This is a genomic window from Chitinophaga sp. RAB17 (assembly GCF_052114225.1).
In the GTDB taxonomy this organism is placed as follows: domain Bacteria; phylum Bacteroidota; class Bacteroidia; order Chitinophagales; family Chitinophagaceae; genus Chitinophaga.
The window spans coordinates 491,315-505,437 of record NZ_JBFREI010000003.1 but is presented as its reverse complement, the minus strand read 5'-3'; the positions used below and the strand labels follow the sequence as shown (position 1 = coordinate 505,437).

Below are 14,123 nucleotides of genomic sequence, written 5' to 3'. Positions count from 1 at the left end.
CATTTGCATAAAAATCTTGATACACACAAAGATTTTATTTGTGCAATACGTCCAAATTTGCGCTATAAAAAGAGTAATATGAATCATTCCCGAACTATCAATGTATTATCCCGCTTATACCTGTTCCTGTCTGCGGGAAGTTTTTTAATGGTGAGCATGATGGGCTTTTTCAGCCCGCAGGCGGTGATGGACCTCGTGCAGGTGAAGTTGCCTAACAGCGATGCTTTCAGTTCTATCAGAGGAGTATATGGTGGCGTAGGGCTTACCATCACGATCATGCTGGTGCGTTGGGCGTTTAAAGACATACAACAGGGTGTAATTTTCTTATGTTGGCTTTGGGGTTTATATGCGCTGTCGAGGGTGATTACCTGGATGGTAGAAGGACCATTGGGGGCTTTTGGTACACAATGGCTGGTCATTGAAAGTGTATTTTTTATATTGGGTGCATTACTGTGGCTGCGTTTACGGAAAAACGGATTTGCCTTCAAGGGGCAATGATAGATTTGTAAGATCCCGAGGGTTGTATCAAAAGTAATTTTTGACCTGTTTTATCCGGATAACTATTTCGTTAACGCGATGCTCATGTCCATAAAATTATTTTTGATACAACCTCTTCTTATTTTTTGTGATAAATAAGCCACTGATGATTGTAATTTACAGGGCTTATGTGTACCTTGTTACACACCCGAATTACTTATGTCTTTACTCCCTGAAAAGGATTTGATATGGTCTGCCGTAGTCGCTAATTCCAGTATGAACCGCGACCGGAATGCCAGCGGTATTAACAGCTACGAAAAAGAATTTAAATTTATTCCTGCCCGTTTCCTGGAACAAAAAGTGCGGGAAAATGGTTGCGCCTCATGGCTGGATTTATGCTGTGGCAGTGGTTTAGCTCTGATTCAAACGCATACCGATTTAACCCGCAAAGGATTACAGCAACAAGTACAATTAAAAGGAATCGATTTACTGGATACCTTTCCTCCGGAAGCGGAGAACCTTGAAGGACTCACGCTTGAAGTCAGGTCTGTAGTAGACTGGCAGCCGGATCGATCTTATGACCTCATTACCTGTTCTCATGGTTTGCATTACCTGGGCGATAAGTTAAAAGTAATCGCCATGGCGTGTAGTGCGTTGACAGCAAACGGATATTTTGTTGCTCATCTCGATTTACAAAATATAATACTGCCTGAGAATATTTTATGGAAGAAATTATGGAAGGAACAAGGCCTCCAATATAACAGTCGCACCCGCATTATCAGCCGCACCGGCACACTGGTCTTTAACCTCGGCCTTCAATATCTCGGTGCGGATGATCAGGCCGGTCCTAACTACACGGGGCAGGGCGCTGTTAATGCTTATTATGATTTACCCGATAGCTTTATGCCACATTCAATTGGCTGCTGCTGAGTTTACCTTTGGTGGCAGCCAGCTTATGATAGAATATATAAGAACCGAAAATCAGTACATATCCTATCAGGATCGGCGCCCATTGAGAAGCCGGGTCACCAACAGAGAAGCTGGAATACATGGCACCGGTTAGATCAAAGAAAAGACCTGCATACGCCCACTCTTTGAGCCTTGGGTAGCCGGGAATAAGTATGGCAATGATGCCCAGTATTTTTGCCAGCCCCAGGAATGGCAACAGGTACATCGGATAGCCCAGGTGTTTAAACATGGTTTGTGCTTCCGGTATGCTGATCAGATCAGGTACTGCTCCCAGGACGATTAAGGCCGACAATATGCCGGTAAAGATCCAGTAGATAATTTTTGTCTTTTTCATATTTTTATAAGGGTTTAATGTTGATGTGATGGTACAATTCAAAAGTACACAACCTGTTAAATTCATGATGGGGGTATAAACGACTTAAAAAGGGTTGATTCCGACAATCTTTTATCTTAGATTTGGTATATGAAGCAGATATCTATTCTCGTTCCCAAAGGCGCCGTTGCACTTAGCTGCATTGAAGGATCTTTTGTTGCTTTTACGAAAGCGAATGACTTCCTGGAGAGCCTGGGAAGACCTGCCTTATTCAATGTCAAGCTGATAGGGCTCACAAAAGAAGCACAGGTATATGACCGGCTTTTCAGAGTAACTCCCGATGCAATGATTACAGAGGATCACAAAGCAGACCTGATCATTATTCCTGCGGTAAACGGTGAGCGGGAGGAAGTCATTGCACAGAATAAGGACTTCTATCCCTGGATTGTACAGCAACATAAGGCCGGTGCAGAAGTGGCGAGTCTTTGTGTAGGCGCCTTCTTACTGGCTTCTACCGGTTTGTTGGATGGCAGGCGCTGTTCTACACACTGGCTGGCGGCAGCAGAGTTCAGGGCCATGTTTCCACAGATAGAACTGGTTTCTGAAAAAATCATCACAGATGAATTTGGTATTTATTCCAGTGGTGGAGCTAATTCTTTCTGGAATCTCCTGATATACCTGATAGAGAAATATACTGACAGAGATATGGCCATTCTGGCTTCCAAATATTTTGAAATAGAGATAGACAGGGATAGTCAGTCCTGCTTCACCATATTCAAAGGACAGCGGGAACACCAGGATGAATCAGTGAAACAGGCGCAGGAATTTATAGAGCAGAACTTTATGGAGAAGATAACAGTAGAACAGTTGTCTTCTATGTTTGCCGTTGGCCGGAGGAGTCTCGAAAGACGATTTAAAAAAGCGACCAGCAATACCGTATCTGAATACATCCAACGGGTAAAAGTGGAAGTAGCGAAAAAAAGTTTTGAAAGCAGTCGGAAAAATATTAATGAAATTATGTGGGAGGTGGGATATTCTGATACAAAGGCTTTCAGGACGATTTTCAAAAAGACAACGGGTTTATCACCGCTCGAGTATAGGAATAAATACAATAAAGGAGCAGTTAAAGCATAAACTTACATATCTGAGCTGGCAGGATGAGAGAATAACTTCTGCCAGCTGCCTTCAAGTACGCCCTTCAGCATAATGCAAAGCTCCTGGAAAGTATTTGGCTTGGTCAGGAATAGCTTAGCTCCCAAACGCAGCGCATCTTCCATATCTTCCTTCATATCGGAAGTACTGAGTATAATAATATTGGTAATCTTGTGTTGCAGTATTTTTTTCAGTTCTACCAGGCATTCTCTCCCATTCATCAGCGGCATATTAAAGTCGAGGAAAATAAAATCAGGTGTGGCGATTTTATTTTCCTGGAACAGCGCGAGCGCCTGAATTCCACTATCACAAATATGTGTTTCTATAACAGGTGAAATATTATTGATAGCTTCCTGGAAGAAGTTCCTGTCATCTGCATCATCGTCTATGATCATTATTTGTTGCGGCTTCATCATGGTTAAAATTTAAACATTATGGATTTCCATTCTCATTGTTACTATCGCGGCGGGAAATATGAAGATAAAGAAAAATGTGTGATCGTTCGAATTAAATATTTTGTAATGCGTACAGCAGACTCCGTTAAGGCATTTTGATGGCATAAAAGCAGGCGATTTTTCCAACGGCCATAGACCTATTGTGATCCATGGGAAAGGACTCGGTGTTTATTGCCAAATGTGAATTCCTTATCTTGCAACCTCTTAAACAACCGGCATGAAAATATTCCAGCAACCTATACAACTGCATCAACGAAAGAGAGGATTTCATATTATCACCGCAGAACTCGTGCAAGGGTTTCCACAACTCGCCGAAATAAAAACAGGTATGTTGCAGGTATTCATTCAACATACGTCTGCAGGACTCACCATTAATGAAAATGCRGATCCTACAGTAAGACTGGATTTTGAAATGTACTTCAACAAAACAGTACCGGAGAATGATCCTGAATATTTACATGATGATGAAGGGTCAGATGATATGCCGGCTCACCTGAAAGCCGCATTGCTGGGTAATGCTGTAATGATCCCTATTCGCAATGGTCGCCTGGCACTGGGCACCTGGCAGGGCGTATATTTATGCGAACACCGTAATTACGGAGGACCGCGTAATTTGATGCTAACGGCGTGGGGAGAGTGATGCTTTCCATGCTTTGTATGCCGCCCGCATACAATGCCCGCAAGGGCGGTACCCATTTTCCTTCGCTTCGCCTTCATCTGCAAAGAAAACGCGGTTAGCTGTTTTCATTCGTCTGCCGGATGTACAGGAAAGGGTACCATATATGTGGAGTGATTGATTTCCGCCCAGCTTAATTTCACCCCGGTGAATGAGCCGCCTCAGTGATAGGGGAGTTAGTTTTTCGTGATAAAACATCGCTTTATTTTAACTCAGAGCATCATGAAAAATAATGCCTAACGTATGCCGGTTGCCGCTATGGACCGGACTTACCCCATGTTTCATATTTACCCGGTAATAGCCTTTGCTGCCTTTCACAGGGCGAAAGTTGGTGGTAAATATCAACATATCTCCCCGTTTAGGTTTGAGTACATTTGCTTTGGATTGCGCCCTGGGGATTTGTTCGGTGAGTACAAATTCACCACCCGTGTAATCTTCTTCCGGTTCATTTAAAAATAACACTACCTGCATCGGAAAATAAATATCGCCATACAAATCCTGGTGAAGCGTATTGAATCCATCTTTCCCGTATTTCAATATGAGGATAGTGGGTTTGGTTTGACCATTATCATGGCAGTATTGTTTTAATTCGGGGTGTGTAGCCGGGAATTTTTTATCGATGTTCAGTACTTCCATCCATTTATTAGCTACGGGCGCAATGAAAGGATATACCGTTTCACGGATGCTGGTAATCATGTCTGGTAGCGGATATTGAAAGTATTTATATTCTCCTTTACCAAAGCGGTAACGTTCCATCACAATGGTTTTACGATAGGTATTATCAGCGTTGTAGGCGCTGATGAGCGCCTTACATTCCGTTTTGGTAAGCGCGTTTTCTACGAGGGCGTAACCCTGTTCCAGTAATTGATCTGTTGTGTGCTGCCAGTTGTGGGACAACAGGCGGGTAGTGATATTTTCCATCTGATACAATTTGTATTGAGGTGTAAAATTAGCACGGAGTGCGACCACAGAAAACCCGGATCTTGCGGTGTTGTGAAGATACTGCCAACTGATCGCGGGGCATAGTTTTTGTGGCAACCGGGCATGCGGAAACAAGATCAAGCCCCCACAGCGACCGGTGATACCGGTTTTGTACATGTACGTGGTGCACGTGAACACAATCTGAAAAATGTAACGCTCAGCATTCCCCGAAATGCGCTGGTCGTATTTACCGGTGTTTCCGGTTCAGGTAAATCATCGCTGGCATTTGGGACGCTGTATGCAGAGGCACAGCGCCGTTATTTGGAATCAGTGTCACCCTATGCGCGGAGGTTATTTCACCAGATGCCGGTACCGGTAGTGGATGAAATAGATGGTCTGCCGCCTGCAGTAGCATTGCAACAGCAGCGGGGTGCACCTACTACCCGTTCATCCGTAGGCAGCGTGACGACCTTGTCTAATCTGCTGCGCATGTTGTATTCCCGGGCAGGTGTATATCCGCCTCGCCAGGAACAAATGGATTCAGAATTCTTTTCTCCCAATACCCCTGCGGGCGCTTGTCCCGTATGTCATGGTCTCGGTCGTATTTATGATGCAACAGAAGGCTCTATGGTACCGGACGATTCACTGACCATCCGGGAACGTGCAGTGGCCGCATGGCCTACTGCCTGGTATGGACAAAATCTCCGGGATATACTCGTTACTCTCGGCTATGATGTAGATAAGCCATGGCGCGAGCTGCCAAAGAAAGTGCGTGACTGGATCCTGTTTACAGAAGAGCAGCCTGTAGTACCGGTATATGCGGGCTTTACACCCGAAGAAACTAAAGATGCGCTGAAACGTAAGACGGAGCCCAGTTACATGGGTACCTTCTCCGGTGCGAAAAGATATGTGATGCACACTTTTGCCAACACAGAAAGTGCTGCTATGAAAAAGCGGGTGTCACAATATATGATCAGCAGGGAATGCCCGGAATGCGATGGAAAGCGTTTAGGCAGAAACGCGCTGGCCGTGAAATTTGATGGACTGGACATTGCAGAAATGTCCAGGTTGCCGCTCAAAAAACTCGCGGCTTTAATGGAACGTTATGCCTGCGGATCTTCCGAAGCCTTTGTGGCAAAGGGATTGCACCCGGAGCGTATTATCGTGGCGCAGCGTATTGCGCAGGACCTGGCAGCACGATTGTCTATTTTACTGGATCTGGGTTTAGGTTACCTGCTGCTGGAGCGCAGCTCTCCCAGTCTTTCCCCTGGCGAGTTACAGCGGTTACGACTGGCTACACAGGTAAGATCTAATCTGTTCGGTGTAGTGTATGTACTCGATGAGCCCTCAGCCGGGTTGCATCCCGCTGATACGGCCGCCTTACTAACGGCCATGGATAAACTAAAAGCGGCGGGCAATTCACTGTTTGTGGTAGAACATGACCTGGACGTGATCCGTCATGCGGAATGGATTGTGGATGTAGGCCCTGCGGCAGGAGAACAAGGCGGACATGTATTATACAGTGGTGAACCTGCCGGTTTGGAGCACGTGGCTGCTTCCAGCACCCGTCATTATCTCTTCTCCCGGGAAAAAGCAATTACCCGCAAGCCCCGTGAACCGAAAGGCTGGCTGACATTGGCAGGTGTTACCCGTAACAACCTGGTGTCGTTGGATGCTGCATTTCCATTAGGGGTGTTTACTACGGTAACAGGCATATCCGGCTCCGGTAAATCCAGTTTGGTGAGCCAGGTGCTGGTGGAGCTGGTGGCTACCTACCTGGGATATGAAGCACCGGCCGCGGAAGAAGGAGAGGAGCTCGAACAATCGCGGCCCGTTACATTGGGGGGCAGCATTACAGGTGGCATGGAAAATATTAAGCGATTGGTACAGGTAGATCAGAAACCGATAGGCCGTACTCCACGTTCTAACCTGGCTACTTACACCGGTTTATTTGACCAGGTGCGTAAATTGTTTGCTGCTACCAAAATGGCTAAAGCCCGGAAGTACGATGCCGGACGCTTTTCTTTTAATGTGGCAAAAGGACGATGTGAAACCTGCCAGGGTGAAGGATCTGTGATGGTGGAACTGCTTTTCCTACCCAGCGTATATGCCCCTTGTCCTACCTGTCATGGTGCCCGTTATAATGCCAAAACGCTGGAAATCACCTGGCAGGATAAAAACATTGCAGAAGTACTTGGCATGACAGTAGACGAAGCGAAAAACTTTTTCACTACAGATGCTTCCCTGCAGCGATCACTGGAAGTATTGCATGAAGTGGGGCTGGGCTACCTGCGGTTGGGGCAACCCGCCACAGAACTTTCCGGCGGAGAAGCGCAGCGTATTAAGCTGGCAACAGAACTGCAGCGCATCGGCAAAGGGAATACGCTGTATATACTGGACGAGCCTACTACCGGTTTGCATCCGGCCGATGCAGAAAAGCTAATTACACAACTGAATGGGCTGGTAGATGCCGGTAATACCGTAGTGGTGGTAGAACATGAAATGCGGGTAGTAGCAGGCAGCGACTGGGTAATTGATATTGGTCCGGGTGCCGGTGATGAAGGTGGAAGGATAATAGCTGCAGGGCCACCCGAAAAAATAGCAATGGTGCGTAATAGTAAAACGGCCCCTTACCTGGCCGCATTTATAGGTAAAAAGTAAATGGTATTATTTAATGAAACAGTTGCGTTTTTTACTTTTTCTTTCGCAATAAAGATGTTGCGCCTGAATTAATATGTAACGTTGCACAAGATCAAAGAATCATCAGCATGTTGAAGATAGCTATCATCAGTGATATTCACGGCAACCTGCCGGCATTGCAGGCAGTACTGGAAGATATTCGTGCCTTTGGGGCAGACCAGGTATATTGTTTGGGAGATTTAACAGATGCGGCACCCTGGCATAACGAAGTGATAGCGCTGATCCGGAGCCGGCAGATACCAGTGATCATGGGGAATCATGATGAGCGCATTGCTTTTAATCATCCGGTGTTACCCCTCAGCAAGCACAGTAAAGTTGAGCAGGACGCGAGACTTACCGCTATTAATTATACGAAGGATACCATTACGGCGGATAACAAGGCTTTTCTGGCTGATCTCCCCCGTTTTATACGACTGAGTTTTCCCGCTGCTGCTTTGTTGTTGGTACACGGCAGCGCCAGGAGCAACGATGAATATTTGTATGAACAGCATGCAGAAGAAGACCTGTTAAATATGCTGGAGGAACACCGGGCGGATATCCTGATTACTGGTCATACCCATTTGTCGTATATACGGCAGCTGGAACCGGCCGGTAAGATGGTGATGAATACAGGCGCCGTGGGAAGATCAAAAGAGAAAGACCGACTGGCGGCTTACCTGCAGCTAACGATCGCCGGAGAGGGGCTGATGTCGGTGATCCGGAAAGTAGCGTATCCGATTGCCGACACCATTGCCGGTATCCGTAGCAGTCCGATTCCGGATTTTTATGCAGATTTTTTAGCTGGTGAAGAATAGCAGGTATCTTTGCGTATAAAATAATACGTATGGAAACCTCCCGCGATTTCAGCACCATCAGCCCTACTGCCAAATCATTATTGTTGTTGAAAGGGATCACCCGGATTCCTTTTGTAAAGGAGGCCGCACAGCTGATGGTAGCGCCGCATCCCTATCAGCCGGACCTTGCCAATAAAGATATTTCCTTTTGGGGGCGGGTATTGCATTTCGAAGACCGTTACTGGAGTATTGACCAGCTACTGGCGGATCTGTCTATTAAAAATATACTGGAGTTATCGTCGGGTTTTTCTTTCCGGGGACTGGAAGCCACGAAGCAGCCGGGTTATCATTATATCGATACTGACTTACCGGAAGTGGTGGCGATTAAAAAAGAATTTGTGGCGGCGTTGTCCGGCATATCCGTGGTGAGTGTATTGGAGTTATTGCCTTTAAATGCATTGGATGAAGCGCAATTTGAAGAAAGGGTAAGTCGTTTTCCGGGGGGTGAAATAGTGATTGTGAATGAGGGGTTGTTGATGTACCTGGATGAATCAGAAAAAGAACAGTTGTGTCGTATCATTCACCAGGTGTTGACGCTGCGTGGTGGCTATTGGATTACGGCGGATATTTATGTGAAATGGGACCATGCAAAATCGGGTGTTGATCGCGGGGAAGAGTGGAATGCCTTTTATGCGCAGCATAGGATTCATGAAAACATGTTTGACAGTTTTGAGGTGGCCGAAGCATTTTTTAAAAAGATGGGATTTGAGATAGACAAAGAGGCGGCGAGGGACCGTAGCCGGCTGACAGCGTTGCCACATCTGCTGGAAAAACTGACGGAAGCGCAGTTGCAAAAGATGCGGGGGGCTGGCAGAATCAGGTCCACCTGGCGTTTGAAAGCAGTGTGATGATGGCTATGCCATCACCACCAGCTCTTTCAGTATGTTATATAGTTGTTCAATATTTACAGGTTTACTTAGAAAGCCATCTGCTCCGGAAGCTATTACTTCTTCCCGTACTTCACTATAGCAATTGCCCGATACCAGGATGAAGGGAATCTGCCGGAGTGCCCTGTCGGCTTTAAATTGTGCCAGCATTTCTATACCGCTGACATGCGGCATAATCATATCCATTAAAATGGCATCTGGTTCATGGAGGCGGGCTTTAGTGAAGCCTTGCGGACCTGAATCGGCGAGTATCACTTCTATGCCCATGCGTTTCAATGCGAGGGAGAAGGCGAGATGATTGAGATGATCATCATCCACTACCAGTACTTTTAAACCACTTAAGAGAGAATAATCGATGATCGCATTCGCAGTGGGTGGTGGCGGAATGGCTTCTACCGGCATGTGGAGGGTGAAGATGCTGCCGCCGCCATCGGTGTTGTCACTGACAAACAGATCACCTCCCATCATGCGTGCCATATGACGTGCGATGGGTAGTCCCAGTCCACTGGACTCTGTTTGTTGTCCGAGTTCACTTACATACGGATCAAAGATGTGTTCTTTTTTCTCTGCCGAAATGCCTGCTCCCTGGTCGGTAACAGAAAAAACGAGCTGATTATTTTTCATAGTGGCACTTACGGTAATGATGGAGCGGAAAGTAGTAAACTTGATAGCATTGCTGAGTAAGTTAACGATGATGGTACGTAGTTTTGATTTATCTGCCAGGATATATTCGGGCAGGTTGTCGCTGAAGGCAATATTAATATGTACAGATCTTCTTTTGGCGAGGTATTCATAGGTGTCGCAGAGTTGCAGTATCCAGTCGGTGAACAGGAACGGCGATTTGCTGATCTCATCTTTCCCTGCCTCAATCTTTGACCAGCCAAGGGCATTGCTCATCACCAGCTGCATATCCTGGCAGGCAAAGTGAACCGCTTCCAGGTGGGCTATTCCCACCTGGACGGTTCGTTTCCCCCTATCCGCTGTTTCAATGTAGTTTTGCAGAATACTGTTGACTACATTCAACGGAGATCTGATTTCGTGGGTGGTTTCCCGCACGTATATTCTCATTGCGTGGTTGGCTTTATCAAGTTGATTCACCAAAAGCTGCAGCTGCTTATTCTGAAACCTGCTTTCCCTGGTAAAATAATAGAGTGCAGTACCGTTCAGGAAAGTGGCGGCTGCAATGACGAGCCAGTGAAGACCCGCTTCCGTTTCCTTATTCAGTGGCAGCGGTGTGATAAGTCCTTGCCGGTAATTCATTTCTATTAACAGTAACATGCCTGCGCTGCTGGTTAATACAATGATTTGCGCAAGCGGCCGGTGAAATACCAGGAATACACAAAATGCAAGGAATGGGGCAAACAGGTAGATCTGTGCTGCCGGTCCCAGTACGATGCCAAAGTACCAGATAGATACACTGTGTAAAAAGAACATCAACTGCTGCCCGTATTCCGGCCGGCTGTGCCGGGTGATCAGCAGTATGGAAAGAAAAAGGACGCTTTCCAGCATGGCCGGATATAATATGCTTTTATACCCAGTCATATAATAGAGTAAGCAACCCAGTACAAAAGCAAGCAGACTGGCGCCAAGGGCCAGGGAATTGACAATCTTTATAATCCGTCCGGTCGTTTCATTTGCTTCGGCATCCTGACTGGTTATCCTGGGTATTACATTGGTTATATTCATAGTTTCCAGGTTTTCAAATTCAAAATGGGTGCAGGTTTTCCTTCCTGTTTGCATTCAAGGTAGAAGAATGCAGATTATCAAGTGTAAATTCTTTGTTAACAACATAGTTGTTTTGCGAGAAGTTTAAAGTTGCCGGGTGAAGATTTTAACAAGTAACGCACATTTTTAGTAGGGTTATAAACAATGCATTCATATGCGGATTTAGAATTATATAGGAAAGTTCTTTTTTATGCAGTATACTTTTATTATTTAACGTAGGTACTGATAACAAATTTGAGAGATAAACAATAGCAGATTATCGCTGAGAATTCATGATAAGGCATCGTTTTACGAAGCCAATGCCTTACTAACGTATACGCATAACCGAAATGTAATCCTGACGCAATGCGGAAAAATTCAATGGTCTAAAAATTCCCGATGTCGAAAATGGTTTGTTAAATTTTCGGGTACTTTTGCAAAAGAAATTTAATACCTATAGTCAATACTGTATGTGAACGCCTGGAACCATGCTGCCAGGATATACTTTTCATACACATACTGCGGAACTAAAATGAGACAGGAAACCAGTAGCGGATGTTGCGGAAACGCCCGCCTGATCAACTATTGCCATTACCTGCCGGAGACTTAAAAAAAGCTGTTTAAAAATGTATATCAGAAAAATTTTGCTGACAAGCATATTGCTATCCCTTGTCCTTTTTACTTATGCCCAGTCAGTTGGTACGGCTACCATCAGTGGCTATCTGAAAGATGCTGCCGGTACACCTGTTCCCGGTGCTTCCGTGAAACTGCATAACAATAACGCCAACGCTATCTCTAATGCAGATGGATTTTTCCGCATACAAAAAGTGAATCCCGGTAAACATATCCTCCGCATTTCTGCAGTAGGATTTAAGAAAGCTGATCAGACACTGGACCTGAAGGCTGGAGAAGAAAAAATACTGCAACTTACTATGTCATTAGCTGTCAGTGAAATAAATACGGTATCGGTGATAGGTCGCTCTGCCAGCCAGGAAGTAAACCGGCAGGCCTTTAATGTAACGGCCATTGATGCAAAGAAATTATACAACTCCACCCTGGATCTCTCACATGCACTGGATCGAGTATCCGGTATCCGTGTCCGCGAAGATGGTGGTTTAGGTTCCAGGATGAATTTCTCCCTGAATGGGTTTACCGGCAGGCAGGTCAAGTTTTTCCTGGATGGAGTACCCATGGATAACTTTGGTTCTTCTTTCCAGCTGAATAATATTCCTATCAACCTGGCAGAAAGAGTAGAAGTGTACAAAGGCGTAGTGCCTATCTGGCTGGGATCAGATGCTTTGGGGGGCGCCATTAATATCGTTACCAGCAATAGCAAACGCAGTTATGTAGACGCTTCTTATTCCTTTGGCTCCTTTAATACGCATCGTTCTACCCTGAATGCAGGTTACACGGCCAAATCCGGTTTTACGGTACAGATAAATGCCTTCCAGAATTACTCTGATAACAATTATCGTGTACGCGTGAACGTAGCTGACCTGCTTACCGGCGAATATTATCCCCGTCAATGGGTAAGAAGATTCCATGATACTTATCATAATGAAACTATCATTGCCAATGTGGGTGTAGTAGGGAAAAAATACGCTGATAAATTATTATTCGGCATCACCATGGGACAGAACTACGCGGAAATACAATCCGGCGCAAGAATGGTCAGTGTATTTGGCGACTGGCACTGCAAAGGCGATATCCTGATGCCCAGTGTGAAGTACCAGGTAAAAGACATCTTTGTAAAGGGATTGGATTTTAGCCTGACAGGTAACTATAACCTGGGACATGAACAAAATATTGATACGGTAAACCGCCGCTACAACTGGTTCCAGCAACATGTACCTAATAATGGTGCAGAAAGGGAACGGAGCATGTATAAATTCAGTAACAACAACGGACTGGGTACTGCCAATCTGAGCTATCGTTTGGATGATCACCATTCCTTTATCATCAATGATGTATACAGTACTTTCAGCCGCAAAGGAAAGGATGAATTATTTCCACAGGATGAGAAGTATGATCAGCCCAAAAAAGTAAATAAAAACGTATTGGGTCTGGGGTATAAATTTGATTACAATGCCAGGTGGAATACTTCCGTATTTGTGAAAAATTATTCACAACGCAACAGCTTCTCGCAAAGCTATAATCCAAGTGGTAACTGGGGTGATGTTGCCTACAGAAACCAGGAGTCGAAATTTAGTAAACAGGGATATGGTTTGGCTACTACCTACTTTATTCTGCCCGTATTACAACTGAAAACCTCTTATGAAAAAAGTTATCGTTTACCTGAAACAGAAGAATTGTATGGTGATATGATCAACCTGGAAGGTAATACAGACCTGAAACCTGAGAGCAGCAACAATTTCAATTTCGGGATAAATTATCAGCTGAATATTAAAGACGATCACCGTTTTCTTTTTGACGCCAATTTCCTGTACCGCGACGCCAGCGACTTTATCCGTCCTATGCTGAATCCTAACCAGACGAAGCAAACAAACGGTAACCTGGCCAAAGTAACCAATATGGGAATAGACGGAGAGGTAAGGTATTCTTTCAAACAACTATTTACTGCCGGGGTGAACATGACCTACCAGAACCTGCGTAACAATACGGAGTATGAAGACGGACAAAAGAATGTAAGTCCGTTGTACAGAGATCGCATTCCTAATATGCCTTTTCTTTTTGGTAATGCTGATGCGTCCCTTTTCTTTAGGAATGTACTGAAAAAAGGCAACACACTTACGCTGGGCTATAACCTGTTGTATGTGCACGGTTATTATCTCTCTTGGCCAAGCCAGGCAGAAGAAAAACTGGGGATTCCAAGACAGTTTTCCCAGGACGTAAACATGGTGTATAGCCTGGCTAATGGCCGGTATAATGTATCTGTGGAGTGTAAAAATCTGATAGATAACAAACTGTATGACAATTTCACCTTACAGAAACCAGGTCGTGCATTTTATGCCAAGCTGCGGTACTTTATCAGTAAATAAATATCAATCAGTTCAATTTCAATACGGATAGTGATGA

General features: G+C 45.1%; 13 protein-coding genes. 8 read left to right on the top strand and 5 right to left on the bottom strand.

Going from position 1 to position 14,123, the window contains the following annotated elements; all coding sequences use genetic code 11:
• Positions 1-78: 78 nt before the first annotated feature.
• Both AB4Z08_RS13795 and AB4Z08_RS13790 read left to right on the top strand, forming a co-directional pair.
• Positions 79-498, top strand: coding sequence for a DUF4345 domain-containing protein (locus AB4Z08_RS13795; RefSeq protein ID WP_441574328.1), 420 nt, complete (start codon positions 79-81; stop codon positions 496-498).
• A 198-nt stretch (positions 499-696) separates the two neighbouring features.
• Positions 697-1,407 (top strand): class I SAM-dependent methyltransferase, encoded by a 711-nt coding sequence (locus AB4Z08_RS13790; protein WP_441574327.1) that lies wholly within the window; start codon positions 697-699, stop codon positions 1,405-1,407.
• Here the strand turns inward: AB4Z08_RS13790 and AB4Z08_RS13785 are convergent.
• Positions 1,379-1,780 (bottom strand): DoxX family protein, encoded by a 402-nt coding sequence (locus AB4Z08_RS13785; protein WP_441574326.1) that lies wholly within the window; start codon positions 1,778-1,780, stop codon positions 1,379-1,381. The genes AB4Z08_RS13790 and AB4Z08_RS13785 overlap by 29 nt on opposite strands.
• A 129-nt stretch (positions 1,781-1,909) precedes the next feature.
• Here AB4Z08_RS13785 and AB4Z08_RS13780 point away from each other — a divergent pair, with 129 nt between their 5' ends.
• Positions 1,910-2,893 (top strand): GlxA family transcriptional regulator, encoded by a 984-nt coding sequence (locus AB4Z08_RS13780; protein WP_441574325.1) that lies wholly within the window; start codon positions 1,910-1,912, stop codon positions 2,891-2,893.
• A 2-nt stretch (positions 2,894-2,895) separates the two neighbouring features.
• Here AB4Z08_RS13780 and AB4Z08_RS13775 read toward each other — a convergent pair whose 3' ends face one another.
• Positions 2,896-3,327: a response regulator gene (locus tag AB4Z08_RS13775; protein WP_441574324.1), complete on the bottom strand. Its 432-nt coding sequence runs from the start codon at positions 3,325-3,327 to the stop codon at positions 2,896-2,898.
• A 256-nt stretch (positions 3,328-3,583) separates the two neighbouring features.
• Between AB4Z08_RS13775 and AB4Z08_RS13770 the strand changes: the two genes are divergently transcribed.
• Complete coding sequence (locus AB4Z08_RS13770; RefSeq protein WP_441574323.1) at positions 3,584-4,006, top strand: secondary thiamine-phosphate synthase enzyme YjbQ; 423 nt, start codon at positions 3,584-3,586, stop codon at positions 4,004-4,006.
• Here the strand turns inward: AB4Z08_RS13770 and AB4Z08_RS13765 are convergent.
• Positions 3,986-4,240 carry an Ada metal-binding domain-containing protein gene (locus tag AB4Z08_RS13765; RefSeq protein ID WP_441574322.1) on the bottom strand — a complete coding sequence of 85 codons (255 nt, stop codon included), beginning with the start codon at positions 4,238-4,240 and terminating at the stop codon, positions 3,986-3,988. The genes AB4Z08_RS13770 and AB4Z08_RS13765 overlap by 21 nt on opposite strands.
• A gap of 9 nt (positions 4,241-4,249) precedes the next feature.
• The gene (locus AB4Z08_RS13760) at positions 4,250-4,963 is read right to left on the bottom strand and encodes a 2OG-Fe(II) oxygenase (RefSeq protein ID WP_441574321.1); all 714 of its coding nucleotides are present in this window, start codon (positions 4,961-4,963) and stop codon (positions 4,250-4,252) included.
• A gap of 123 nt (positions 4,964-5,086) precedes the next feature.
• Between AB4Z08_RS13760 and uvrA the strand changes: the two genes are divergently transcribed.
• The 3 genes from uvrA (at position 5,087) to AB4Z08_RS13745 (ending at position 9,344) form a co-directional block, all read left to right on the top strand.
• Positions 5,087-7,624, top strand: a complete 2,538-nt coding sequence (gene uvrA / locus AB4Z08_RS13755) for an excinuclease ABC subunit UvrA (RefSeq protein ID WP_441574320.1) — start codon at positions 5,087-5,089, stop codon at positions 7,622-7,624.
• Positions 7,625-7,731: 107 nt separating this feature from the next.
• Positions 7,732-8,457 (top strand): metallophosphoesterase family protein, encoded by a 726-nt coding sequence (locus AB4Z08_RS13750; RefSeq protein WP_441574319.1) that lies wholly within the window; start codon positions 7,732-7,734, stop codon positions 8,455-8,457.
• A gap of 29 nt (positions 8,458-8,486) precedes the next feature.
• Positions 8,487-9,344: a hypothetical protein gene (locus AB4Z08_RS13745; RefSeq protein ID WP_441574318.1), complete on the top strand. Its 858-nt coding sequence runs from the start codon at positions 8,487-8,489 to the stop codon at positions 9,342-9,344.
• 6 nt (positions 9,345-9,350) lie between these two features.
• On the opposite strand, the gene AB4Z08_RS13740 is transcribed toward AB4Z08_RS13745, so the two are convergent.
• Positions 9,351-11,069 (bottom strand): ATP-binding response regulator, encoded by a 1,719-nt coding sequence (locus AB4Z08_RS13740; RefSeq protein WP_441574317.1) that lies wholly within the window; start codon positions 11,067-11,069, stop codon positions 9,351-9,353.
• 644 nt (positions 11,070-11,713) lie between these two features.
• On the opposite strand from AB4Z08_RS13740, the gene AB4Z08_RS13735 reads away from it, so the two are divergent.
• Positions 11,714-14,086, top strand: a complete 2,373-nt coding sequence (locus AB4Z08_RS13735) for a TonB-dependent receptor (RefSeq protein WP_441574316.1) — start codon at positions 11,714-11,716, stop codon at positions 14,084-14,086.
• The last annotated feature ends 37 nt before the right edge of the window (positions 14,087-14,123 follow it).

What these genes read in the sequence shown, in the direction of transcription:
- AB4Z08_RS13795 (WP_441574328.1), top strand. Translation starts at nt 79, where the DNA reads ATGAATCATTCCCGAACTATCAATGTATTATCCCGCTTATACCTGTTC.
- AB4Z08_RS13790 (WP_441574327.1), top strand. Translation starts at nt 697, where the DNA reads ATGTCTTTACTCCCTGAAAAGGATTTGATATGGTCTGCCGTAGTCGCT.
- AB4Z08_RS13785 (WP_441574326.1), bottom strand. Translation starts at nt 1,780, where the DNA reads ATGAAAAAGACAAAAATTATCTACTGGATCTTTACCGGCATATTGTCG.
- AB4Z08_RS13780 (WP_441574325.1), top strand. Translation starts at nt 1,910, where the DNA reads ATGAAGCAGATATCTATTCTCGTTCCCAAAGGCGCCGTTGCACTTAGC.
- AB4Z08_RS13775 (WP_441574324.1), bottom strand. Translation starts at nt 3,327, where the DNA reads ATGATGAAGCCGCAACAAATAATGATCATAGACGATGATGCAGATGAC.
- AB4Z08_RS13765 (WP_441574322.1), bottom strand. Translation starts at nt 4,240, where the DNA reads ATGTTTTATCACGAAAAACTAACTCCCCTATCACTGAGGCGGCTCATT.
- AB4Z08_RS13760 (WP_441574321.1), bottom strand. Translation starts at nt 4,963, where the DNA reads ATGGAAAATATCACTACCCGCCTGTTGTCCCACAACTGGCAGCACACA.
- uvrA (WP_441574320.1), top strand. Translation starts at nt 5,087, where the DNA reads ATGCGGAAACAAGATCAAGCCCCCACAGCGACCGGTGATACCGGTTTT.
- AB4Z08_RS13750 (WP_441574319.1), top strand. Translation starts at nt 7,732, where the DNA reads ATGTTGAAGATAGCTATCATCAGTGATATTCACGGCAACCTGCCGGCA.
- AB4Z08_RS13745 (WP_441574318.1), top strand. Translation starts at nt 8,487, where the DNA reads ATGGAAACCTCCCGCGATTTCAGCACCATCAGCCCTACTGCCAAATCA.
- AB4Z08_RS13740 (WP_441574317.1), bottom strand. Translation starts at nt 11,069, where the DNA reads ATGAATATAACCAATGTAATACCCAGGATAACCAGTCAGGATGCCGAA.
- AB4Z08_RS13735 (WP_441574316.1), top strand. Translation starts at nt 11,714, where the DNA reads ATGTATATCAGAAAAATTTTGCTGACAAGCATATTGCTATCCCTTGTC.